This is a genomic window from Arthrobacter sp. M71 S08 (genome assembly GCF_059089725.1).
In genome coordinates this window covers 57,875-81,217 of record NZ_JBNHEY010000009.1, presented here as the reverse complement: position 1 = coordinate 81,217, position 23,343 = coordinate 57,875, and the positions used below count along the sequence as shown (strand labels likewise).

Here is a 23,343-nt window from a genome sequence, read left to right as displayed (position 1 = left end):
GGTCCCTATTTCCCCAGTGCATGCAAAAGTGACCGTCCTTCCTGCAGAACAATTGCAGGAGACAGGCACTCATGGTTCAGCGCCGCAGGTAGTGACCTACCGGGGTTCGTAGGACAGGCAGTCGGCGAGGTCGGAACCTGATCCGATCTTCACATCGTGCTTGTTGCACATGAGATGGCTGTTGTGTACGCACTCGTTGCGCTGGCAGGCTCCAACGTGCGCAAGGATCATCGGAAGGCCGCCCGTTTCCGACGTGTCGATGAAGGTGGCGCAGGAAGCGTGATCGGGACTGCCGCTGACCGTGATCGCGTACGCGGTGCAGCCGTCGTGATTGAAGGCACAACTATGAACACTGCAATCGGATACTTCTGTGATTTCCGCGGTCATGATTCCTCCGTCAGTGATGAGTCGGAAACTTTTATCCGTGCTGTACTTCAACGGTACTGCGGCCTGCGGCCGATGACACGGGTTCAATAGCGCATGAAATTTGCGCGTAAATCAGTGCCCGTCGTGGGCGAAATCGTCGTAGTCGGCGCCTGTGAGGACGGCCGCGGGATGCGGTCCCGCAGCAACAAGGGCAGCTTCCCAGTCGGGATCCCAGCGCGGGGTCGCGGCGAGCACAATATTGCCGGCGTGCTGCCCGGTGAACATAGCAACCTCACCGAGGGCAGCGACGTGGTATCCCGTGTCCTGCAGCAGGCGCGCCTGCGCGCGGGCGAACGCAAGCGGAGGGTCGTCGCCGACATTGACGAGCACCACGCCTCCCGGCGCGGCCGCCCGGGTGAGCAGATCGTAGACCCCGGGCGTGGCCAGTTCCGTGGCTCCGTCGGCGCCGGAGAAAACATCCAGTACGACGGCGTCAAAGGAGCCTGCGGTACAGGCAGCGAGTGTGTCGCGTGCATCTTCGATGAGCAGCGTGCAGTCAGTGCCCGGCGGTAGCGGTAAATGTTCGACAACGAAGGCCAGCAGTTCCCGTTCCCGCTCGACCGCCACCTGGCGCGAACCGGGACGGGTGGCCTGGACATAGCGCGCGAGGGTCAGCGCGCCCGCTCCAAGATGCAGGACGCGAATCGGTTCGGCTTCTGGTTTGAAAACGTCAAGGACGTTCGCGATCCTGCGGAGATACTCGTAGAACACGTTCCGGGGGTTGGCAAGATCGACGTGGGACTGCTGTGCGCCTCCGATGCTCAGGATGAAAGCGCCGTCGTTGAAGGCGTCCCCATCGATCTCGGCATGAGCTCCCGCGGCCCGAAGGTAGCGCGACGGTACGCTCATAACCGGTCCCGGAGCTCGACCAGGCGAAGAACAGCCTCGGCCAGCACCTCCTCCTTCTTGCAGAAGGCAAAGCGCAGTAGCGAACGTGTGCGGCGTGCGCCGTCCTCGTGGCAGAAGACGGGAACGGGGATGGCTGCCACTCCGATCAGTTCCGGCAACCGTCTTGCCAGCGCCGTCGCATCCGTGATGCCGAGGGGAGCTGCGTCGACCACAGTGAAGTAGGTTGCCTGAGGAACAAAGACCTCAAAACCGGCGGCGCGAAGGCCGGCACCGAGCACATCCCGCTTGTGCTGGAGTGAATCGGCAATGGAGCGATAGAACCCGTCCTCCAAGCCCAGGCCCAATGCCACAGCGCCCTGGAACGGTGTGCCCGAGCTGTAGGTGAGGAACGACTTCACAGTGCGGACCGCATCCACGAGTACCGACGGCCCGGTCAACCAACCGATTTTCCAGCCGGTCACAGAGAATGTCTTACCCGCCGATGAGATCGAGACCGTGCGTTCCCAGGCGCCAGGCAGCGTCGCTACGGGAATGTGTGTCGCCTGAAACGTCAAGTGCTCGTAAACCTCGTCGGTCACAATGATGGAGTCGAACCGCTCTGCCAACTCGACGACGCGTTCGAGTGACTCTCGTGAGAAGACTGTGCCCATAGGGTTGTGCGGATTGTTCACCACGATCACCCGGGTCCGCTCGGTCATGGCGTTCTCGAGTGCATCCAGATCCGGCTGGAAGTCGGGTCCGACCAGCGGTGCGGTGGTGTGCCGGGCTCCGCTGAGTCCAATGATGGCGCCGTAGGAGTCATAGAACGGTTCGAACGTGAGCACTTCATCGCCGGGCCCGGCGAAGGCAAGGATTGAAGCAGCGAGGGCCTCAGTGGCGCCGGTGGAGACCACGACCTCCCGCTCGGCGTCGACGGGGAGCCCGTAAAAGCGCTGCTGGTGGGCCGCGATTGCTTCCCGCAATGCCGGCAATCCGCGCCCGGGCGCGTACTGGTTCATTCCCGAGGTGATGTTCTCCCGGGCGGTGTTCAGGAGGACATCGGGCCCGTCCTCGTCGGGGTAACCCTGGCCGAGGTTGATCGCATTGTGCTGCGCCGCGAGCGCCGTAATTTCCTCGAAGATGACGGTACCAAGCCGGCCGTCGGGGGAGAGGAGGTTCGCACCCTGCGCGGTGCGCTGCCAGCCGGAGAGCCGGCCTGTAGCGACGGGTTGGTTCGATTCCATGTCATCCAGTATGTCGAACGCGCTGGGCCAGGACAGTTCGCCGGCGGAAGGGGCCGCGAACGAATGGGAACAACGCAAGGGCACAAAAGGGTACATTCGTTGTATGCGTCGAGCCGTCTGCCCCGGATCCTTCGATCCCATCCATAACGGCCATCTCGAGGTCATCGCCCGCGCCGCCAGTCTTTTTGACGAAGTGATCGTCGCTGTCTCAACCAACTACGCGAAAAAGTACCGGTTCGAACTTGAGGATCGGCTGGACATCGCCAACGAGACCCTCACCTACCTCCGCGGTGTCTCCGTGCTGCCCATGGGGGACGGGCTGCTTGCAGAGTTCTGTCGTGAAAACGGAGCGAACCTGATCGTGAAGGGTCTTCGTTCCAGCGCCGACTTCGAGTACGAGCTGCCCATGGCCACCATGAACCGCCAACTGGCCGGTATTGAGACGGTATTCATTCCTGCGGAGGCAAGCTATTCCCACCTGTCGTCAACCCTCCTGAAGGAAGTCGCCGCTCTTGGCGGTGACATTTCGCCGTTCGTCCCGAAAGCGGTGCTCAAAAGACTCCGGGAGACAACCTCCTGAAACTGGGGCTGCGCCAGTACAATCAAGACTCCTATGGCAGGCGGACAGAGGGGACAGCAGTGAGCAAGAGTCGAATCAAGCCGGAGGACTCCTTTCCTGAGAACCTGAACACGTTGGAGGACGATCAGGTCGAAATTCTCAACAGCAAGGTCCACCGTCAACTTGAGGTCGAGTATGTCGATGAGGGTATTCCGCATCCGGAGACCGAGAACCGCCAGGAAGAGATCAACGAGGAACTCGACGATCGGGACCTTTTATCAGAAGCTTCGACCAAGCATGCTGTCGAAAGATTCTCGGATGACTACAACGACGGCGGCGTAGGATCAGCAGCGCCTGAAACCTCAGTGCCGGAACGGTCACCGGAGCACAATCCGGAGCGACGCTTCTGAGCTTCTGATCAGAGCAGGTAGATGCTCACCTCAGCAGACTTCACACCGAAGAAAACCTCCGCGCCGGGCAGCAGATCCAGTTCCGCTGCGGCCGCAGTGGTGATTTCCGCACTCAGGTGACCTGCCCGTACCGTTGTTCGTCCTCCGTGCTGTTCAAGGTCGGTGATGGTCACGGCCAGCACGTTCCGTGGACTACCTGTCGGTCGAACCCGGTGCACGGCGACGGCGCGGGGACTGAAGATGGCGGCCGCTTCTTCCCCCGCAAGAAGTTCCTGATCCGTCAGGGCTGCCAGGTGCATTCCGGATGAGGTAAGCAGGCCCCCAGGCATCGTTGTGCCGGTCATCAGATTCACACCCGCCAGCCCCGCTGCGAAGGAGCTCCGGGGCTGCTCGAGGACTAACCGGGTGGGTCCGTCCTCAACGATCCGCCCGCCGTCGACAACCATCACCCGATCGGCAAGCAGCAACGCATCGACAATGTCGTGCGTGACGATGATCGCGCTGCGCCCCTCAAGCACCCGGCGAAGGGTCCTGCGCAGCATCGGCGCTACTGAAATATCGAGGGCGGCCAGAGGCTCATCCAGCAGCAGGAGCGCAGGTTCAGCGGCGAGTGCACGCGCCACTGCAACGCGCTGCGCCTGCCCGCCGGACAGGCTCGCCGGTCGACGGTCTGCGAGATCAGCGGCGTCGACTTCCTGGAGCCAACGGCGCGCTGCCTCCCTGGCGGTCCTGCGCGGAACGCCGGCACACCGCGGCCCGAAGGCCACATTTTCGAGAACCGAGAGGTGGGGGAAAAGCAGCGCGTCCTGAGCCAGCAGCGCGATGCCACGGGCGTGCGGCGGCAACCACGTGCCGTCGTCGTACAGGGTCTGGCCATCCAGGGCAGCCGTGCCGTGGTCGGGACGGACCAGGCCCGCCAGCACGCCCAGCACGGTGGATTTCCCGGCGCCGTTCGGACCCATGACTGCCACGGTCTCCCCGGGCGAGAGGGAGAACCGAACATCGACGTTCCGTGCGTCAATCTGCGCGCTGCATTCAAGGCTCACGGCGCAGACCCTTCGTGGATCCGGTGGGCGAGGGCAACCACGAGGACGGCAACTGCGACAAGCACGAGCGACAGCGCGACGGCGGCGTCCGGATCCGTCTCCCTCTGCAGATAGATCTCCAGCGGGAGCGTCCGCGTGACGCCCTGCAGGCTGCCGGCGAATGTCAGCGTTGCCCCGAACTCGCCCAAGGCTCGGGCGAAGGACAGCACGGCACCGGAGACAATGCCGGGGCCCACAAGCGGAACGCTCACCCGCCGAAGGACGGTGGTGGGTCGTGCTCCCAGCGTCGCAGCGACGGTCTCATACCGTGTGCCCGCCGTCCGCAGCGCCCCTTCCAGGCTCAGGACGAGAAACGGCAGGGCGACGAACGTCTGAGCGAGAACGACGGCGGCTGTTGAGAAAGCGATATCCACGCCGACAATCCGGAGCGACTCCCCAAGCAGCCCCTGGCGGCCGAACGTGTAGAGCAGGGCAATGCCGCCGACGACTGGTGGGAGCACCAGCGGCAGGAGGACGAGCGCACGAAGCAGTCGCTGCCCCCTGAATCGTGTCCGTGCGAGGGCGAAGGCCATGGGAACACCGAAGATGACACACAGCACCGTACTCGTTCCCGACGTCTGGAGGCTCAGCAGCAGTGCGGCGCGGGAGGAGTCGGAAGCAATCAGTTCACCGAACCGGGGCCAGTCAACACGGAGCACAATGGCAAGCAGCGGAAGTACCAGAAACAGGGCTCCCGTTGCCGCGACCGCGAGGAGCCACCGCGGGATTCCGGAGTAGGTTCCGCTCACTGGTTCGACCCGCCGAACCCGTGACCCGAGAGAATCTGCTGGCCTCGCGGGCCGGCCACAAGTTCGATGAAGTCTGCCGCCAGGGCGCCGCCCGATTCCGTCGCCGCAATGGGGTAGACATTCTGGGCCTGTGCGGCCGCATCAAAGGGCACACCGTCGACGGTTCCGCCCGCGGCTTGTACATCGGTCACGTAGACAAGGCCGGCGTCGGCTTGCCCCGAGAAGACCTTGCCAAGCACGTCCGTGACCGATCCTTCCTCGCTGACAGGTTCAATGGAAACGCCGGCGGCTTGCTGGACTGTGGTGGCCGCTTCGCCACACGGCACCTGGGCCGCGCACAGCACCACCGATACAGCCGGGTCAGCAAGCGACTCCAACGAGTCAATTCCAAGGGGGTTTCCCTCTGCCACTGCGATTGTCAGGACGTTGGTGGCGAATGTCCGGGGCCCGGACGCCAGTAGTCCTTCAGCGGCAACCTTCGCCATCGTCGCAGTATTGGCCGACGCGAACACGTCGGCGGGTGCGCCCGCGATGATCTGCGTTGCGAGATCGGAGGAGCCGGCAAAGTTCAGTTGGACGCTCACTCCGGGATGATCGGCTTCGAACTCCGAGGACATCTCCTCGAAGGGTGCCTGCAGGGAGGCCGCAGCGTACACGGTCAGCGTGTCCTCCGCCGCCGGACTCGTGCTGCCGCAGGCGGTCATGAAAAGCACGACGACGCCCCCGTTCACCGCTCGGAGCAGGTGGTGCTTCATCGCGGTCCGCCTGGGAGGCGCGTTGTGAAAGGGGTTTCGGTTGGCGCTGTTTCCACGATCACATTGGTGGCTTTGATGACTGCCACCGCAACAGTGCCGGGTTCTATCCCAAGCTCCCGCACGGCTTCGCTGCTCATGAGGGACACGACCCGGTGCGGCCCGCACTGGAGCTCCACCTGCGACATCACCCTGTCGCTGATCACTTCAGTAACCAGCCCGACGAAACGGTTCCGTGCAGAGGTGGCTACGCTGGACAGGTCCGAGGGAAGGACGGCACGATCCCGAGCCAACCGGGCTAATTCGAGCCCGTCTATTGAGAGCACGCCCGAGGATCGCGTGGCGGAGAGCGTCCCGTCTTCGACCCAGCGCCGCACCGTATCCGAGCTGACGCCGAGGAACTGTGCGGCATCCCGCACACGTATCTGAGTCATAATTCCAAACTTACCGCGGTATTTGCGAGGATTTTTCTCGAAATGCCACAGATTTCCCGATCGTTGGCCGTGTGGGAGCCCCACCAGTTTGGGGTGGGGCTTCGTTTCGGGCTAAGATGGTTCGTCGGTCACATGTTCTACAGGAGTTTTCATTAAAAGCGATCTCAGTTCGCCCCTGGTCTTCAGTGTCAGGGATCTCGGGCGCAGCCCGGGAACCATGCGAACAGTCGAAGAACATGTGCCCGCACCGAAGGATTTTGGTGTGGCGCTCATCGGCGTTCAGGAAGGCTCCGAAATGGAGTTGGACCTGAGGTTCGAGGCTGTACACGAGGGGATCCTGGTATCAGGAACCGTATACGTCGAAGTAACTGGCGAATGCGGCCGATGCCTTGACCCGCTCAGCTATGGCAGCAGTGTCGATGTGCAGGAACTCTTCTACTACGACGCCCCTGAGTCGGCGGAGGATGAAGAGGAGGACGTGCAGCGCCTGGTTGAGAACGACACCGTCGATCTTGAGCCGGTGCTGCGGGATGCGGTAGTAACATCGTTGCCGTTCCAGCCGGTATGCCGGGAGGACTGCCAGGGTCTGTGCGCTGAATGCGGTGCACGCCTGGAAGAGGATCCCGGACACCAGCACGAGGTCCTCGACCCCCGCTGGGCTGCTCTGACAGGGTTGGCCGGCGCGGCCGCCGGCCCTGAGGCAGCGGAACCAGAAGTTAAGACAGAGTCAGACAAGAGAGAAGAGAGTTAGTCGTGGCTGTTCCCAAGCGGAAAATGTCCCGCTCGAATACGCGTGCACGCCGATCCCAGTGGAAGGCTGTTGCTCCCAAGCTGATGAAGACGGTGGAGAACGGTCGCGTCACCTACAGCCTTGCCCACCAGGCCAAGGTTGTCACCGACTCCGCCGGTACCGAGCTGTTCCTTGAGTACAAGGGCCGCAAGGTAGCCGACGTCTAAATGCTGACGGCACCGCTTCACGGTGCTGCCGGCAACGATCGCGAAAGCGTCGCCTGCGTGGAAAGTTCTGAAGATCTTTTGAAGCGTCTCGGTGTCAGTATTGACGCCGAGACGCTTCGTCTTGCCCTGACGCATCGGTCTTATGCGTATGAGCAGGGCGGCATCCCCACCAACGAACGCCTTGAGTTCCTTGGCGACGCCGTCCTTGGCCTTTCGGTCACGGACGCCCTGTACCGGGACAATCCGGATCTTTCCGAGGGCGAGCTCGCCAAGAGACGCTCCGCCGTCGTCAGTACGCGTGCCCTCGCCGAGATTGCCCGTGGTCTCGACCTGGGACAACACATCCTGCTGGGGCAGGGCGAGAAGCTCACCAACGGGTGGAACAAGTCGTCCATCCTCGCTGACACCATGGAAGCCATCATCGGCGCCACCTACCTCAGCAACGGCATGGAAACGGCGCGGCGTCTGGTCATGCGCATTATCGGTCCGGTTCTGCAGGACGCTGCCGCGCTCGGTGCTGGAACCGATTGGAAGACCAGCATCCAGGAAATCGCCGCCGCGCAGCGTATGGGCGTGATCGACTACAAGGTCACCGGATTCGGCCCCGACCACGACCGCAGGTTTGAAGCCGTGCTTGTGATCGGCGGAACCAGCTACGGTTCCGGTTCCGGCCGCTCCAAAAAGGAAGCCGAGCAGGAGGCTGCAGCAGCCTCCTGGAAGCTGCTGCAGCTAGGTAATATCGATGCGCAGACTGACACGGCGGCACGTCAGTCCACGTGATCCCGGGAGCTCGTGATGCCTGAACTTCCTGAGGTGGAGGTTGTGCGCCGGGGCCTCGCACGCTGGGTCAGCGGGCGCCGCATCGAGGCGGTTGACGTTCTTGACCCCCGCTCGATCCGCCGTCACGCCCTCGGCGCTGAAGACTTCAGGGGTAATCTTGTCGGGGCTCGCGTCACCGATGCGGTGCGACGCGGGAAGTTTCTCTGGCTACCGCTCGCTACTGATGACGACGACGGCAGTGGCCCTGCATCGTCGTCCCCGCCGACTCCGGCCGGACTCCCGGCGGGCAGGGAACCGGTAGCGCTGATGGCGCACCTTGGGATGAGCGGACAGCTTCTGGTCGAGGACCATAGCCAGCCCGACGAGAAACACCTGAAGGTACGGCTGCGGCTCTCCACGGCTTACGGACGCGAACCGCTGCCGGCGGAGCTCCGTTTCGTTGATCAGCGAATCTTCGGGGGACTCTTCGTCACAAGCATGATGTCCACACCGGACGGGCTTCCCGGTGGGCTGGGGGAGCATCCCTCACCACTCGTGCCGCTCGAGGCGGCTCATATCGCCCGGGACCCGCTGGACCCGGCGTTCTCCTTCGACGAGTTCTACCGGAAGCTGCGGGCTCGGCGCACGGGGTTGAAGCGTGCACTGCTCGACCAGACTCTGGTCTCGGGAGTCGGCAACATCTATGCCGACGAGTCACTGTGGGCTGCCAGGCTGCACTATGCGCGCCCCACCGACACTCTCCGCCGGGCGGAAGCTGCCCGACTGCTTGCGTCCTGCCGCGACGTGATGACTCGCGCGCTCGAGGCAGGAGGCACGAGCTTTGATTCCCTGTACGTCAACGTCAACGGCGCCTCTGGTTACTTCGAACGTTCACTCAACGCCTACGGCCGGCAACGTGAACCTTGCCGGCGATGCTCGGCGGACGGTCTGGACTCGCGCATCCGGCGGGACACGTTCATGAACCGCTCCTCGTACACCTGCCCCCGATGCCAGCCGCGGCCGCGCAACGGACGGTGGTAAGTATCCCCTGACGTGACAAAAGTAAGTATGCTGATTAGATTCGATGTTTCAGCATCCGACACGTCAGGAGTAACGCGATGAAGAACAAGTTGGTTTTTGCAGCAGGCATGGCGGCAGGCTACGTTCTGGGCGCCCGGGCAGGTCGTGCCAGCTACGAGCAGATCAAGGTCAAGGCAAACGAGCTCTGGAACAGCCCTAAGGTTCAGGGCAAGGTTTCCCAGGCATCCGAGACGGTGAAGGCCAAGGCGCCCGAGGTTCAGGCGCAGGCTGAGCAGGCTCTGAAGAAGGCGCAGTCAGCGATGCATCGCGGCGGCGATAACGACACTCCGAAAGACCCGAACATGGAGTACAAGATCTGATCCGATGCGCTGCAGTACGTGTGACCAGCCTCTCCGTGACCGAAACGTGACAATTCAACGATAGGTATGTAACGTTGTGGATACGCCGGGCTCAAAAGCCCGGCTTCCTTCTGGTGGATTGCCTAATCCTGCCGCCGCCGGAAGGTCCGTTCGCTACACACTGCGGCAGGAGCGGGGGAACCAGATTAGCGGACTTCTGTGAAGTCCTAGGGGTGAAGACGCACCGGCTGTAATGCCGGCCGTCCGGGTGGCTCCCATCCGAATCCGACAGCTAACTCCGCAGGCGTTGGGAGAGGCTATTTCCGTGTCCAAAAACCGTCATATCGCGCGCCACCGTGCAACTCCGCCCAGCACCATGCAGATCGTGTCCAAGGCAGTCAGCTCGCACGCTGGCACCGTTGGCCGCCCTGCAGCTGTAGTTGTAGCAGCCTCCGGCATCATGTTCGGAGCCGCCCTTCCGGCCAGCGCGGGAACCACCACCACTTCCGCCACCGCCCCGGCCGCTGAGGTCAGCGTCCAGGCACCAGCGGCGCCCGTTGCCCCGGCCCCCGTCGTCGAGGCTCCTGCTGCTCCGGCACCTGCTGTAAACGCTCCGACCCACACCGTTCAGGCCGGAGACACCCTCGGCTCCATCGCCGGCAACTACGGTGTCAGCCTCGACGCCATCTTCGCTGCGAATGGTCTCGGCTGGGAATCAATCATCTACCCGGGCCAGGTCATCAGCTTGTCCGGCAGCGCTGCAGCCGCTCCGGCTCCTGCTGCAGCTGCTCCGGCTCCGGCACCGGCTCCCGCACCCGCACCTGCACCGGCTGCTGCCGCTCCGGCACCGGCTCCCGCACCTGCACCTGCACCGCAGGTTCAGGCAGCTCCGGCACCGGCAGAGACCAGCACCATGAACATCACCACAGCGTCCTCCAAGATCACCGTGGCTGACGGTTCTTCAAGCGGCGCAGGCGCCTCGATCCTCGCTTCGGCCCGGGCACAGCTCGCCGGCGGCGCTGTTCAGGACTGCACCCGCCTCGTTGAGATCGCAATGGCTGCAGCCGGCAAGCCCGTCGGCGACCTCGGCCCCATGCAGTTCGCTGCCTACGGCGCTCAGGTAAGCACGCCGGCCCCGGGTGACCTGGTCATCACCGGTGGCCACGTGGCTGTCTACGCTGGCGGTGGCCAGGTCATCAGCAGCGGCATGAATGGTGCAAACCTCACCATGCAGCACCCGCTGAGCGACCTCGCCGGCGCGTTCTTCGTGCGCGTCTAGTCTTCGGCTAGCCTTTCTCACTGGGGAGGACCTGAAAAGGTCCTCCCCAGTGGTGTTTAATGTCGAGGCAAGTGTCCGGGAGGACCAAGTAGAAGGACGGTTTCTCGCCCTGCCGGTGCCGCTGCACACCGGGATAGGCTGTCTTCCTCAGAGCGACGCACGGGAGGTAATGCCCTGCCATGGAACCGGAACACGTGATCAAGGCTTCGCGCCTCGTCAAGAAGTTCGGCTCAGTCTTTGCGCTGACGGGACTCGACCTGCGAGTCCGTGCGGGTGAAGTCCACGGGTTCCTCGGGCCCAATGGCGCCGGGAAGTCCACCACCCTCCGGCTGTTGCTTGGACTCATGCGCCCCACCAGAGGCTCCGTACGGGTCCTGGGTGTGGACCCATGGGTCGAGCCCGTCCGCGCGCGCCGGGACATCGCCTATGTGCCGGGTGATGTGAATCTTTGGCCGGACCTGAGCGGCGGTGAAGTGATTGATCTGCTCACCGGCCTGCGCGGCGGGGCGGACGGGAGGCTGCGCCGCGAGCTTATCGAGGAGTTCAACTTCGATCCCCGACGCCGGACACGGACCTATTCGAAGGGCAACCGCCAGAAAGCTGCGCTGATTGCGGCGTTCGCGCGGCCCGCGCACCTCTATCTGTTGGACGAGCCGAGTGCCGGTCTTGATCCAGTCATGGACGCCGTGTTCCGACGACAGGTCCAGCGTGTAAGCACCGAAGGTGCAACTGTCCTGCTCTCCAGCCACATCCTGAGCGAGGTGGAGCAGCTTTGTGAGCGCATCACCATCATTCGTGCCGGGACTGTGGTTGAATCGGGCACGCTGTCCGAACTCCGGCACCTCCGCCGCACGCGGTTTCTCGTAGCAGGGGCGCGGACTGCAGCTGTACTCGACGGCCTCTCCGGCGTTTACGACGTGCATTCGGTGCCGGGCGGCATCCAGTTTGACGCCGACCAGACGCACTTGCCGACCGTGCTGGCCCACCTCTCCCGGGCAGGACTGACGGGGATCACTGCCAACCCGCCGTCCCTCGAGGAGCTGTTCCTCCGGCACTATACTCAGGCCGGCGCGGCTTCGGCGGATCGATCAACGTGATGCCCGGGGTCCTGCCGGTGCTGCGGATGCACCTGGTCCGCGATCGTTGGTTCCTCCCGGGTTGGCTGGCAGGAATCAGTGTGCTCGGGCTGCTTGCGGCCGCAGCAGTGTCCAGCCAGTTCGCCGCGTCCGCTGAGCGTGCGGGGATCGTGTCCGTCGCTTCCGCCAGTCCCGCATTCCGGTTTCTCCGCGGGCTGCCGGACGGCACGGGCGTCGGCTCCGTAGTGTTCTTCCAGGGTTATGCCTTCACGGCTGTCCTGGCAGGACTCATGGGAGTTTTACTCGTGACCAGACACACCCGGGCCGAAGAGGAATCCGGTCGTAGCGAGATCCTTGAGTCGACTCCCGTTCCGCGCACCGCCGCGCTGACAGCGACCCTCCTGCTCAGCCTGCTGGCCTGTCTCGTCCTGAGCGGTTCCTCCGGACTCGGGTTCGCCGCCGCCGGGCTGCCGCTCGCTGGATCGATGCTGGCGGGCGGCGCAATAGGCGTCGTCGGCCTTTTTTTTGCGGCCGCCGCAGCGGTCATCGCCCAGCTCATGCCTACGGGACGCGGCGCAAACGGGGTTTCAGCGGCCGTCGTCGGCCTCGCCTATCTGATCAGGGGAATTGGCGACGCGCTGGGCGAGCCCGACGCCGGGCTTCTGAGAGTCGACCCGGCATGGCCTTCCTGGTTTTCCCCCATCGGATGGGGACAGCGGGTCCGCCCCTTCACTGAAGCCGATGCCCGGCCGGTGGTCGCCCTGGGCCTCGTGGCTGGAATCTTGTGTCTGATTGCGCTCCTGATCCGGAGTCGCCGGGATCTGGGTGCCAGCCTCCTCGGTGAACGGACCGGAAGGGAAAGAGCAGGGCGAACAGGTCGATCCCTGGTCGGCCTGGCGTGGCGGTTGCAGCGTGGCACCCTCGTGGGGTGGTGCATCGCCGGAGCGGTCATAGGAGGTCTGGCCGGCGGATTGGCTCCGGTGGTTACCGATGTGATTGCGGGCAACCCAACCATGCAGGACCTGTTTGACCGGCTGGCTCCAGGAACGGCCCCCGGGGCAGGAATCGTCGATCTCTTCCTCACTGCGCTGCTGGGCATCGCCTCTGTTCTTGCCGCTGCTGCCGGTGTGCAGGCAGTTCTACGGCTGCGGGCTGAAGAAGTGGAAGGAAGGGCGGAACTGTTGCTGTCCGCACCCGCCACCGCAGGCCGATGGGTCGCCGCGAACCTGGTGGTGGCGGGCATATCGATCATTGTTCTCGTCGTCGTGGCCGGGTGTTCCGCGACAGCAGGCCTTGCGCTGTCAGGATCCCTTGGTACACGGGGAGCGTCCGTTGTGGGAGCCAGCCTCGCACATGCCCCGGCCGCGACCATATTTCCTGCCGTGGCGGCGCTTGTTTACTCCGTGTTCCCGCGCGTGAGCATTGGCGCCGGATGGGGCTTCCTAGCCGCCGCACTGGTCCTGGGACAGTTCGGCGGCCTCCTGGGGTTGCCCGTCTGGGTGCAGGACCTGAGCCCGTTCCGCCACTCCTCGGCAATGCCCGTCGAAGAGTTTGATCCGATCAGTGCCGTGTTGCTGGTCGCTGCGGCCGCCACCTTCGCGGGGGCCGCCGCCGTGCTGATCGGCCGCCGCGACGTCACTGCCTGAACCCTGGTGAGGACTCAAGGAAGGGCGAAGACTCAGGAAACGGAGGAATGCCGTGGTGTTCGGCTGCTGTAGTGCTCTGCCAGCCGTGCAAAGCCCTCGTCCAGGCTCACTTCAGGTGTCCAGTCCAGCAGGGACCTGGTCTGCCGCTGGTCAAACCAGTGCGCCGTGGACAACTGCTCGGCGAGGAACCGGGTCATCGGTGGCTCACCGTCGGGGTTTGAACCCCGCCACAGGGTCTCAACGGCGCTTCCTGCCACTCTGCCGAGCCACCCGGGGACTGACCTGCGCGGCTCCGGCACACCGCCGGCTGAGCAGATGCTCCCGAGGAGTTCACCGATTGGCCGCGGTTCGCCGTTCGAGACAACCAGCGGCAACCCGCGCACCCACTCCATGCGCTCCAGTGCGGCACTGATGGCCGATGCGGCATTGTCCACATAGGTTGTGTCGACGAGCGCGGTACCGCCGCTGAGTAGTGGCAGCCTGCCCGCGCGGGCACGGTTGAGGACCCGCTCCACCAACTGGGTGTCGCCGGGCCCCCAGACGATGTGTGGCCGGATGACGGCGACGGACATACTGTCGTCGTTTGCGCCCAAGGCGAGGATTTCCGCCTGCGCCTTGGTGCGGGCATAGGACCCCCTCGCGTGATCAGGATCGGCCGGTTCAGCGCCGGCCCCAAACAGCGATCGTCCCGCGTGGGCCACCGATGGCGAGGAAACGTGCACGAACCGCACGACACCGGCTGCCCTGGCGGCCTTCAGGAGATCCGCTGTTCCGAGTACGTTGACCCGGTGGAACTCATCGATACCGCCCGTGAACGACACTTTTGCTGCGAGGTGGATAACGGCATCAACCCCGGCTGCAGCGCGCGCTACGGCCGTAGGGTCGGTCAGATGGCCCGAGACGTCGACGGCACCGGGCACCCCGGAGGGACGGCGCTGGAAAGTTCGGACGGCATGCCCATTCCGCACGAGCAGGGAGGCTACGGCGCTCCCAAGCATCCCGCTGGCGCCGGTGACAAGGACCTTCACGGCGTCTTCCTCCTGTGCCCCTCGAGAACTTCCTCAGCCCAGCTCGCCACGGCTATCCGGTCGATTTTCGCGTTGTGACGGATGTCCGTGGGAAGAGACGGAAGGGTCAGCACGGCAGCGAGTTGTACTCCACTCGGCCGGAGCGCCTTCCTGATGCTCTTGGACAGACTGCTCGGAGCAAGGCCGGCGGCGCTCGTTCCGTCAGCAGTCACGACGACGGCGACCACAGCCTGGGTGCCCGATGGGCCAACACCAACAACGGCTGCCTGACGGACCTCCCGGAGCTGTTCGATCGTCTGCTCGGGACCCACCGGCGTGACGACGCCGTTCGGGGACGTGATGATGTGCGCGAGCCTGCCTTCCACCCAGAGTCGCCCCTCCGCGTCAAGGTGCCCCACGTCGCCGGTACGGTGCCAGCCCGTGGTACGCGAGGATTCGCGTTCGGTAACCCACAACCGGTAATAGCGGTCCTTGACGTGGGGAGCACGGACAAGAATCTCACCGGTGACGGCCGGTTCCGCTGAGGGCTCGCCTGAGGCCAGGCCCTGGTGATCGAGCGCACTGACCCTGATCTCTGCCCCTGGAACGGGCCTGCCCACACAAACGCCGTTGCCCGCTCCTGTTACGGATCCGGTGAGAGCTTCGCGAATCTGCTCCAGCTGTATGTCCGTGACAGGAAGCGCCTCGGTCATTCCGTAGGGGGTGTGCAGTGAGGCATTCGGCACCAGTGGCTGCAGGTGCTCAAGGAGGGTTACGGGGATGGGCGCCCCAGCCGAGAGCACGACCTTTACCCGCTGGAGCGCCTGTTTTCCGTGAGAAGTGATGCCCGAGGCTGTAGCGAGGACGTTGCGCAGGGCGGCGGGGGAGGCAAACACCGTGGTGGCTTCGATTGCAGCGGCGGCATCGGATAGAGCACGCGCTGTCAGCGTACGCGGCGCGGTGACATCCATATCGGGGGTGACGGAAGCTGCTCCCAGTGCGGGGCCGAGGAGGGCGAAAGGAGCAAATCCCGCAACCAGCGCGCTGCCGGTCACCAGATCCAGAGTGGCAGCGAGGGTGTCGCGCATTGCGGACAACTGGCGGTGCGTGTACACGACCCCCTTCGCCGGTCCTGTTGATCCGGAGGTGAAGAGGATCGCCGCGTCCGAGTCGGGAGCCGGATCGGCGCCATCATAAGTGATGCGCTCTGCTGCGAGGTCCTCGAGTCGGTGGTTCACCCTGAGCAGGCGGGCACGCGCCGGCGGCACCTGTCCAACGCTGATGCGGACGCCTGGCCATCCGAAGACTCGACCGGCGGCCAGTGCCCGTTCAATGCCGACCAGGAAGTCCGGCACCGTGCCGCGGACTGCCCGGCTCAGTCCTTTGGCGCCAAGCCCGGCGTCCGCAAGGACTATCACAGCACCGAGACGGAGGCAGGCGTAGATGAGAACGGTCAGTTCGATGCCCGGGGGAACCATCAGGCTGACCCGGCTGCCGGCCGTCACACCGATCCTGTTCAGCGCCGCAGCGAGGCGGCTGACCTGGGCGTCCAAGTCCCGCCAGGAGCGCGAGTTGGCCACCGCGCCGTCGTGCCCCATGTCAGCGATAGCGAGCGTGTCCGCAGCCGGACCGCTGCCCCGTTCCCGGATCTGCTGCCATAGCGGTATAAAGGTTCCGTCGGAACCATGTGCCGGCCGGCCGTCGTCGTTTGCGGTGGGTTGATCCAGCCAATCGAAGAGCGGCGTGGCGATGTCGCGGTCTTCAATAACCAGGTGGCTCGCACCTTCGAACCGGTGCACATCGGCCTGGGGAAGGCGCCGGACAAGGTCCTCGAGGTACGTGTCGGAGAAGATGGGATCGCCCGGGCCCCAGAGCATGAGCACTGGTACCTGAAGGGACCGTATGCCTTCGGCGATCCGGGTCAGGTCTGCGTGGCTTGGGTGTTCCGGACCGACGGGGATGTCGGCGACGAACTGCTCAATGCCCCGACGCCGGGCCGCCGAGCGGTAAGGCGCGCGATAGGCGGCACGCACATCACCGGAGAGGCGTGGGCGCGCCAGCGCCAGCGTTGTCTCGAGGAAAGCGGGCGTGGTCGATGTTCCCATCCGGTGAACAGCGCCGTTGAGTGCGAGGCGCAACGGCGCGGGGATGGGTGAGCCCGGGTCCTGGTGGATGGCCGTGTTGGTGAGGACGACCGCGGTGAGGTCGGCACGGTTGCGGTCGGCGAATCCGAGACTGACGACTCCGCCCCAGTCGTGGCCGACGGTCACCAGCGGTCCGCTCAGCCCGAGCGAGGAGACGAAGTCCTCGAGGTCGCGAACGCGGTCGGCGAGCCGCCGTTTCCGTCCCGTCCGCTCGGAGAAGCCCATCTCAAGCTGATCGACAGCGACGACGCGCCAGCCGTGTCGGACACCTGCGGCCAGCAGGCAGCGCCAAAGATAGGACCAGGTCGGATTTCCGTGCACACACAGCAGCGTGCCGTGAACCTCACCGCTCAGGGAGGGCAGGTTGTCCAGGTAGTGCCAGCGGTTGACAGTCCCTTCGGGATCCACTCCAGCGGTCGATGGCACGTCGAGATAGGCCGACCACGCCGGGTCGACGCCGGGAAGTTCTACCACTCAATCTCCAGCATCGCGGTGTTGAGACCGGAGCCGACCCCCATGCACAGTACGCGGTCGCCTGTGGTCAGCGTCTGCGCCTCCGATGCGAGCGTCATGGGCAGCGACGCAGGTCCGACGTTTCCCCATCGCGGGAAGGTCTGCGGGACCTTCGTCGGGTCGAGTTCAACGGCGTCGATGATTGCGGCTGTGTGGGTGGTGCTCACCTGGTGCGTGATGTACCGGTCCATGTCCGCCCACTGCCAGTCTTCCTGTGCCTCGTTCCAGGCCTCGACCACCAGCTGGAGACCGCCATCGAGCAGCCCCTGGGCGTTGGTGTACATGCCGTCGACACCGCCGACACACAGTTCGTGATGTTCGGTCCCGGCCCGTGCAACACCCCCGAGGATCCGATGGGAACCCGGGTGCAGGTCGGCGGGACCGAGAATTGCCGCAGCAGCACCGGAGCCCAGGGTCAGGGTCGCAAACTCCTGCATGAAGCTCCCCCGTGTAGCGGTCGGTTCATTCAGGCGGCGAAGCGTTGCTTCCTGCGTTGCCTGGGCATCTTCCCCGTTGACGATCATGGCGTACTGAATCTGCCCGGCTTCGATCATATTGGCCGCCAGCGTCATGCCGTTGACGAAACCGAGACAAGCGTTGGCGACGTCGAAGTTCATGGCGGAGGAGGGAAGTCCAAGCCCGTTATGGATCTTCACGGCGACGGACGGTTCAAGATTAGTGCGCGAAACCGATGTGTTGATCAGGAGACCGATCTGGGAGGCTTCGATACCGGAAGAGGCGAGCGCCTTCGCGCCTGCCTCGATGGCTCCGTCTTCGAAGCCCGTACCGGGGGCCCACCAACGCCGCTCGGTAATGCCGGCCACGCGCTGCAGGAGACCCTTTGAGAGCCGCAGGCGTCTGAGAGCCGGAGAGAGTATTCGATCGAATTCTGAGGAGGTGATAATGACCGGTGCCTCAACACTTTCCACGCCTATGAGCGCGGTGTTGTGATGTCGGAAGTTAGAATTACCGGTCAAATTTCCTGCCTAGTGTTCCGCGGATAATCCGCTGGTCCGCTCTTTGCTGCACCGGAACCGATAGCGCATTGCCGGCAGTGAATGCCAATCTGGAAATGATAAGCATACTTCGGTTACTAACGATCCTGAAGAAAGCCTAGTTCCTCCAGCAGATAACGGCATCTCGCCCCGCAGACGCGAGAGGGGCCCGTGCCGGGCGAAATGCCCCTGAAATAGCCGTGAACACAGTAGATTGTGGGGTAACAATCCCGATCGGAGAACCCGAGACCCGTGCATCTGAAAAGTCTGACCGTTCGAGGTTTCAAGTCTTTTGCCTCTGCAACGACCTTCGACTTTGAACCCGGAGTCACCGCCGTGGTCGGTCCCAACGGCTCCGGCAAGTCCAACGTTGTCGACGCTCTGGCCTGGGTGATGGGGGAGCAGGGGGCGAAGACCCTCCGTGGCGGGAAGATGGAGGACGTCATTTTCGCGGGCACCTCCGGAAGGCCCCCGCTGGGCCGGGCGCAGGTGTCGCTCACCATCGACAACGCCGACGGCGCACTGCCGATCGAATATTCGGAAGTGACGATCTCCCGCACGCTTTTCCGGGCCGGTGGGTCGGAATACGCCATCAATGGCAGCAGCTGCCGTCTTCTCGACATCCAGGAACTCCTCTCCGACTCCGGGCTCGGACGGGAAATGCACGTCATCGTGGGGCAGGGCCAGCTGGACCGCGTCCTGCACGCAACACCGGAAGACCGGCGCGGTTTCATCGAGGAGGCAGCCGGAATCCTGAAACACCGCCGGCGCAAGGAAAAGACGGTCCGCAAACTGGAGGCAATGCAGGCGAACCTCACACGCCTCACGGACCTCACGGGGGAGATCCGCCGGCAGCTGACGCCGCTCGGTAAGCAGGCAGACATTGCACGCCGGGCCCAACAGGTGCAGTTCGAGGCCCGCGATGCACGCGCACGCCTGCTGGCTGACGACCTGGTCCAGCTGACTACCACGTTCGAGCAGGAGATCGCCGACGAAACAGCCTTGAAGCAACGGCGGGCAGAGGTTGAGGCCCTTCTTGAGTCGGGGCGATCCCGGCAAGCTGAGCTTGAGCGCCTCGCCGCAGAAGCTACACCGCGGCTGAACGCAGCACGCGATGCCTGGTATCGACTCTCCTCCGCTCGCGAGCGGTTCCGCTCCCTCGGCACCCTCGCTGAGGAACGGCGTCGTCTGCTGGGGTCGGTGTATACGGCAGCCGAAAGTGGACGGGATCCGGATGAGCTGGACCGGCAGGCTGCATTGGTCCGGGCAGAGCAGGCCGAGTTGGAGGAACATATCGCTGAGCGTTCCGACATGCTCGAGGACGCGCTGGAACAACGGGCCGAAGCCGAAGACGCAGCGGCCGCGGAGGAGCAGCACCTCGCCTCCCTCCTGAGGGCAGCTGCCGACCGGCGCGAGGGGCTGGCGAGGCTGTCCGGCCAGGTCGGTGCAGCGCGGTCCCGGGTCGAGGCCGCAGAGGCGGAATTGGGAAGGCTCCGTGACTCCGTCGTCGAAGTTGCGGAACGCCGCCGTCGTGCGCAGAGCGAGTTCACGGCCCTCGAAACCCAGGTAGCGGGCGCAGAAGAGGGAGAGGAAAGCCTCGACGCCGATTATGAGGAAGCCAGCGCTGCCCTCGACGCCGTGCTTGAAACCCTGGAGGAACTCCACACCGAAGAGAGGACCGCAGAGAGGGAACGCGATGCGCTGCAGGCACGTATCGAGGCGCTGCGGCTGGGGTTGAAGCGCAAGGACGGTTCACGCACGCTGCTGGACGCCGGTATGGACGGGGTACTCGGTCCTGTCGCTGAGCTGTTGACTGTGGAGCCGGGCTATGAAGCCGCCATTGCGGCAGCGCTGGGCACGGTGGCCGAAGGCGTAGCGGTCGATTCGCTGGAGGCAGCGGGTGCCGCCCTTCGCCGGATGAAGGACGACGACGCCGGCCGGGTCGAGTTGCTGGTCTCGTCTGCTGACGGGGCGGCTGGCGCTGAGAGCGCCCCGGCAAGCGGCGACCTGCCCGACGGCCGCCGCGCGGCCGCCTCGCTCGTTTCCACCCAGGGTGGACTGGAAGGCGCGGTCCGAACGATGCTCTCCGCCGTCGTCGTCGTTGATTCCCTGGCCGACGCCGCCGATCTGGTGCAGCAGCACCCGCTACTGACTGCAGTCACCCGCGAAGGCGACGTCTACACGGCCGTGTCGGTGCGGGGAGGAACCGCCGCAGCTCCCGGCACCCTCGAGGTCCAGGCCGCCGTCGACGAGGCTACTGAAGCCCTTCGCATCGTCACTGAGCGGTACGAGCGCGCCCGCTTCGGTATCTCGGCGGCCACCGCCCAGCGCCAGGAGGCGCAGGAACGGACAGATGCAGCGCTTGAACGGCTTCACGAGTCGGACGCGCGGCTTGCAGCAGTAGCCGAGAAGCTCGGCCAGCTTGGATCCGTGCTCCGCTCGGCATCGGGTGAAACGGAGCGCCTGACCCGCCTGGCCGAGACCGCGGAGGGAAATCTCGCTGCGGAGCAGGCGCGCCTGGAGGAAATCACCCAGCGGCTTGCCCAGGTCCAGAACGCCCCGGCGGACGTTGAACCCGACACCCGGACGCGCGACATGCTCGCGCTCGCCGCCACCCACGCCCGCCAGGCGGAGATGGAGGCGCGGCTCGCGCTGCGCAGCGCGGAGGAGCAGCTGCGGGCAACCTCCAACCGGGCCGCTTCACTGGAGCATGCCGCCCAGACGGAACGGAAGGCCCGCGAACAGGCTGCGGAACGGGCGCGGATTCGAAGGCTTCAGGGGGCCAAGGCTGCCGCGGTCGGGAAAGCAGTCGTGCAGGCGCTCGCCTTCCTTGATGTCTCCGTTGACCGCGCCGGCCGGGCACGGGACGCTGCCGAAGAGGTGCGGTCAGCATGGGAGACCGAGCTTGCCGCCGTCCGCAGCGGCAATGATGCGCTGATGATCGAGCTGGCAGAGCTGACCGACTCCGTGCACCGGGACGAACTGGCCCGCGCTCAGCAGCGGCTGAGGATCGAGTCGTTGGAGAACCGGTCCATTGATGAGCTCGGGCTCACCGCGGACCACCTTGTCGCGGAGTACGGCCCGGACCAGCCGGTGCCTACGGCGGCCAAGTCCGCGGACAAATGGGCGGAACTGCGCGTGGCCGTGGACGACGACGGCACACCGATCCGCGAGGGCGTGCCGTTTGTGCGCGAGGAGCAGGAAAAGCGGCTCAAGCGTGCCGAACGGGACCTGTCTGCGCTGGGCAAGGTGAATCCGCTGGCACTTGAGGAGTTCGCGGCGCTCGAGGAACGGCACCAGTTCCTCAGCACGCAGCTCGAGGACCTGAAAGCCACCCGGAAGGATCTGCTCGACATCATCCGCGAGGTCGATGAGCGGGTGGAGCAGGTGTTCACCGCCGCCTACCGTGACACAGCTGAGCAGTTCGAGCGGGTCTTCGGGCGCCTGTTCCCGGGAGGCGAGGGCCGTCTTGTGCTGACCGACCCGGAGAACATGCTGACCACGGGTATCGAGGTCGAGGCGAGGCCGGCGGGCAAGAAGATCAAGCGGCTCTCACTGCTCTCCGGGGGCGAAAGGTCCCTGACCGCCGTCGCGCTGCTGGTGGCGATCTTCAAGGCGCGGCCGTCGCCGTTCTACGTGATGGACGAGGTCGAGGCGGCCCTGGATGACACCAACCTCGGCCGGCTCATCACCATTTTCGAGGAACTGCGTGAGTCCAGCCAGCTCATCGTCATCACCCACCAGAAGCGCACCATGGAAGTCGCGGACGCGCTCTATGGAGTGACCATGAGGGGTGATGGCGTGTCCACAGTGATCAGCCAGCGGCTGGTGGACGCGTGACGGATCGGCCCGTGTCGACCAGGGTTTCGCGTGCGGCCAGCCACATCAGGAAGGCCGCGAGAGCCGTGACACCGGTCAGCCCGAACGCCCAGCCATAGGAGAACGCATCCACCAGCAGGCCGGCAAGGATGGGACCGAAGATAGCTCCGGTATCGGTGCTCATCTGGAAGGTTGCCAGAACCTTGCCGCCGCTTCGATCGTTCCCGATGACGTCGGCAACCGCTGCCTGCTGGGCCGGGTTGAGGATTCCAGCACCGATGCCCGCAACCACCGAGACGACCAGGAACGTCACCACGTCACCGGTCAGGCCGAGGCACGCCATCGCGGTGCCGTTGACCGCCAGCCCGGTAAGCACCAGAGGCTTCCGGCCCACTGAATCGGCGAGCCTGCCCGAGACAGTGAGCGCGAGCGCGGTGCCTCCCGCGAAGAAGGCCAGCGAGATACCCGCCACTTCCGGGCCTGCTCCCAGCACGGCCGCCGCAAACAGTGGAACAAGGGCCATCCGGACCCCGAATGATGCCCAACCGTTGGCGAACCCGGACACCAGCGCTGCGCGGTACGCTGAGTCGCGAACCGCCTCCCGCACCGTGAGCGCCGGCTGCGCTGCGGCCCCTTTCCGACTGCCCAGCGTCGTGTCCTTGAGCTGGAAGAAGACGACGGCGGCCGCTACCAGCAGAGCGCCGGCATAGACCAGGAACGGAACCCGCAGGCCGAACCCGGCCAGCAGCCCGCCCAGGAATGGCCCGCCGATGCTCCCGAGAAGGAACGCCGACGCGTAGGCGCCTGTTACCCGCCCGCGCATCCCCGCCGGCGCCATCCGGACAATCAGGCCCATCGCCGAAATGGTGAACATGGTCGAGCCGATGCCCCCGAGTCCGCGGAAGATCAGCAGCTGCCAGTAGTCGGCAGCGAACGCGGTCGCTGCCGTCGACAGTGCTACGATCAGCAGCCCCGCCACGTACACGGGCCGCTCACCGAGACGCTCAACGAGCTTGCCGCCAGCGGGCGCGAAGACCAGCCGGGTGAACGCGAAAGCACTCACGATGACAGCCGCGGCGGTCGCCTCCACGCCAAAGCTTTGCGCAAACTGGGGGAGGACCGGTGCAACCAGCCCGAAGCCGATAGCAATGACAAACGCCGCGGCGATGAGGACCTTCAGTTCCCGCGGCAGGCGCGGGCGTTCTTCGGTATCCCGGTCCTGCTTGGCGCGTCGGAGAAAGTTTCGAGAAGCAACCACGATTCACGATTCTCCCAGCTTCTT

General features: G+C 64.9%; 22 protein-coding genes and 1 riboswitch. Of the genes, 11 read left to right on the top strand and 11 right to left on the bottom strand.

Annotated features, from left to right (window positions below):
- Window positions 1-96: 96 nt before the first annotated feature.
- The 3 genes from AC5RTB_RS15435 to AC5RTB_RS15425 all read right to left on the bottom strand — a co-directional run bounded on the left by AC5RTB_RS15435 (window position 97) and on the right by AC5RTB_RS15425 (window position 2,498).
- The gene (locus AC5RTB_RS15435) at window positions 97-387 is read right to left on the bottom strand and encodes a DUF1540 domain-containing protein (protein WP_490897915.1); all 291 of its coding nucleotides are present in this window, start codon (window positions 385-387) and stop codon (window positions 97-99) included.
- 111 nt (window positions 388-498) lie between these two features.
- Window positions 499-1,275: a spermidine synthase gene (locus AC5RTB_RS15430; protein WP_494061931.1), complete on the bottom strand. Its 777-nt coding sequence runs from the start codon at window positions 1,273-1,275 to the stop codon at window positions 499-501.
- Complete coding sequence (locus AC5RTB_RS15425) at window positions 1,272-2,498, bottom strand: aminotransferase class I/II-fold pyridoxal phosphate-dependent enzyme (protein WP_494061930.1); 1,227 nt, start codon at window positions 2,496-2,498, stop codon at window positions 1,272-1,274. The genes AC5RTB_RS15430 and AC5RTB_RS15425 overlap by 4 nt, the downstream gene beginning before the upstream one ends.
- Before the next feature lie 103 nt (window positions 2,499-2,601).
- Between AC5RTB_RS15425 and coaD the strand changes: the two genes are divergently transcribed.
- Together coaD and AC5RTB_RS15415 are read left to right on the top strand one after the other, a co-directional pair.
- Window positions 2,602-3,078, top strand: coding sequence for a pantetheine-phosphate adenylyltransferase (gene coaD / locus AC5RTB_RS15420; protein WP_494061929.1), 477 nt, complete (start codon window positions 2,602-2,604; stop codon window positions 3,076-3,078).
- Window positions 3,079-3,137: 59 nt separating this feature from the next.
- Complete coding sequence (locus AC5RTB_RS15415) at window positions 3,138-3,467, top strand: hypothetical protein (protein WP_494061928.1); 330 nt, start codon at window positions 3,138-3,140, stop codon at window positions 3,465-3,467.
- An 8-nt stretch (window positions 3,468-3,475) separates the two neighbouring features.
- Here the strand turns inward: AC5RTB_RS15415 and AC5RTB_RS15410 are convergent, their stop codons facing one another.
- From AC5RTB_RS15410 to AC5RTB_RS15395, 4 genes are read right to left on the bottom strand one after another with little or no spacing between them, the layout of a single operon-like run.
- Complete coding sequence (locus AC5RTB_RS15410) at window positions 3,476-4,513, bottom strand: sulfate/molybdate ABC transporter ATP-binding protein (protein ID WP_494061927.1); 1,038 nt, start codon at window positions 4,511-4,513, stop codon at window positions 3,476-3,478.
- The gene (locus AC5RTB_RS15405) at window positions 4,510-5,301 is read right to left on the bottom strand and encodes an ABC transporter permease (protein ID WP_494061926.1); all 792 of its coding nucleotides are present in this window, start codon (window positions 5,299-5,301) and stop codon (window positions 4,510-4,512) included. The genes AC5RTB_RS15410 and AC5RTB_RS15405 overlap by 4 nt, the downstream gene beginning before the upstream one ends.
- Complete coding sequence (gene modA / locus AC5RTB_RS15400; protein ID WP_494061925.1) at window positions 5,298-6,056, bottom strand: molybdate ABC transporter substrate-binding protein; 759 nt, start codon at window positions 6,054-6,056, stop codon at window positions 5,298-5,300. The genes AC5RTB_RS15405 and modA overlap by 4 nt, the downstream gene beginning before the upstream one ends.
- Window positions 6,053-6,487 carry a TOBE domain-containing protein gene (locus AC5RTB_RS15395; RefSeq protein ID WP_494061924.1) on the bottom strand — a complete coding sequence of 145 codons (435 nt, stop codon included), beginning with the start codon at window positions 6,485-6,487 and terminating at the stop codon, window positions 6,053-6,055. The genes modA and AC5RTB_RS15395 overlap by 4 nt, the downstream gene beginning before the upstream one ends.
- A 217-nt stretch (window positions 6,488-6,704) precedes the next feature.
- On the opposite strand from AC5RTB_RS15395, the gene AC5RTB_RS15390 reads away from it, so the two are divergent.
- The 8 genes from AC5RTB_RS15390 to AC5RTB_RS15355 all read left to right on the top strand — a co-directional run bounded on the left by AC5RTB_RS15390 (window position 6,705) and on the right by AC5RTB_RS15355 (window position 13,583).
- Window positions 6,705-7,238 (top strand): YceD family protein, encoded by a 534-nt coding sequence (locus AC5RTB_RS15390; RefSeq protein WP_494061923.1) that lies wholly within the window; start codon window positions 6,705-6,707, stop codon window positions 7,236-7,238.
- A 2-nt stretch (window positions 7,239-7,240) separates the two neighbouring features.
- On the top strand, window positions 7,241-7,444 hold the full coding sequence (gene rpmF / locus AC5RTB_RS15385; RefSeq protein WP_494061922.1) for a 50S ribosomal protein L32: 204 nt from the start codon (window positions 7,241-7,243) through the stop codon (window positions 7,442-7,444).
- Window positions 7,445-7,501: 57 nt separating this feature from the next.
- Window positions 7,502-8,224 carry a ribonuclease III gene (gene rnc / locus AC5RTB_RS15380; protein ID WP_494061984.1) on the top strand — a complete coding sequence of 241 codons (723 nt, stop codon included), beginning with the start codon at window positions 7,502-7,504 and terminating at the stop codon, window positions 8,222-8,224.
- 15 nt (window positions 8,225-8,239) lie between these two features.
- A complete protein-coding gene (gene mutM, locus AC5RTB_RS15375; protein ID WP_494061921.1) occupies window positions 8,240-9,244 on the top strand; it encodes a bifunctional DNA-formamidopyrimidine glycosylase/DNA-(apurinic or apyrimidinic site) lyase in 1,005 nt (334 codons plus the stop codon).
- A gap of 77 nt (window positions 9,245-9,321) precedes the next feature.
- Window positions 9,322-9,603 (top strand): YtxH domain-containing protein, encoded by a 282-nt coding sequence (locus tag AC5RTB_RS15370; protein WP_494061920.1) that lies wholly within the window; start codon window positions 9,322-9,324, stop codon window positions 9,601-9,603.
- Window positions 9,604-9,744: 141 nt separating this feature from the next.
- Window positions 9,745-9,903, top strand: a riboswitch (cyclic di-AMP (ydaO/yuaA leader).
- A gap of 4 nt (window positions 9,904-9,907) precedes the next feature.
- The gene (locus AC5RTB_RS15365) at window positions 9,908-10,861 is read left to right on the top strand and encodes a LysM peptidoglycan-binding domain-containing protein (protein ID WP_494061919.1); all 954 of its coding nucleotides are present in this window, start codon (window positions 9,908-9,910) and stop codon (window positions 10,859-10,861) included.
- Between the two features lie 179 nt (window positions 10,862-11,040).
- Complete coding sequence (locus AC5RTB_RS15360; RefSeq protein ID WP_494061918.1) at window positions 11,041-11,958, top strand: ABC transporter ATP-binding protein; 918 nt, start codon at window positions 11,041-11,043, stop codon at window positions 11,956-11,958.
- Entirely contained in the window at window positions 11,958-13,583 is a 1,626-nt protein-coding gene (locus AC5RTB_RS15355) for an ABC transporter permease (protein ID WP_494061983.1), read from the top strand. The genes AC5RTB_RS15360 and AC5RTB_RS15355 overlap by 1 nt, the downstream gene beginning before the upstream one ends.
- A gap of 32 nt (window positions 13,584-13,615) precedes the next feature.
- Here the strand turns inward: AC5RTB_RS15355 and AC5RTB_RS15350 are convergent, their stop codons facing one another.
- Genes AC5RTB_RS15350 through AC5RTB_RS15340 form a run of 3 tightly spaced genes read right to left on the bottom strand, consistent with a single transcriptional unit; the run spans window position 13,616 to window position 18,224 of the window.
- The gene (locus AC5RTB_RS15350) at window positions 13,616-14,611 is read right to left on the bottom strand and encodes an NAD-dependent epimerase/dehydratase family protein (RefSeq protein WP_494061917.1); all 996 of its coding nucleotides are present in this window, start codon (window positions 14,609-14,611) and stop codon (window positions 13,616-13,618) included.
- Window positions 14,608-17,208, bottom strand: a complete 2,601-nt coding sequence (locus tag AC5RTB_RS15345) for an alpha/beta fold hydrolase (protein WP_494061916.1) — start codon at window positions 17,206-17,208, stop codon at window positions 14,608-14,610. The genes AC5RTB_RS15350 and AC5RTB_RS15345 overlap by 4 nt, the downstream gene beginning before the upstream one ends.
- Window positions 17,202-18,224, bottom strand: coding sequence for a 3-oxoacyl-ACP synthase III (locus AC5RTB_RS15340; RefSeq protein ID WP_494061915.1), 1,023 nt, complete (start codon window positions 18,222-18,224; stop codon window positions 17,202-17,204). The genes AC5RTB_RS15345 and AC5RTB_RS15340 overlap by 7 nt, the downstream gene beginning before the upstream one ends.
- Window positions 18,225-18,494: 270 nt before the next feature.
- On the opposite strand from AC5RTB_RS15340, the gene smc reads away from it, so the two are divergent.
- Window positions 18,495-22,082: a chromosome segregation protein SMC gene (smc, locus tag AC5RTB_RS15335; RefSeq protein WP_494061914.1), complete on the top strand. Its 3,588-nt coding sequence runs from the start codon at window positions 18,495-18,497 to the stop codon at window positions 22,080-22,082.
- Here the strand turns inward: smc and AC5RTB_RS15330 are convergent.
- The gene (locus AC5RTB_RS15330; RefSeq protein WP_494061913.1) at window positions 22,057-23,319 is read right to left on the bottom strand and encodes an MFS transporter; all 1,263 of its coding nucleotides are present in this window, start codon (window positions 23,317-23,319) and stop codon (window positions 22,057-22,059) included. The two genes, smc and AC5RTB_RS15330, sit on opposite strands and share 26 nt — an antisense overlap.
- Between the last annotated feature and the right edge of the window lie 24 nt (window positions 23,320-23,343).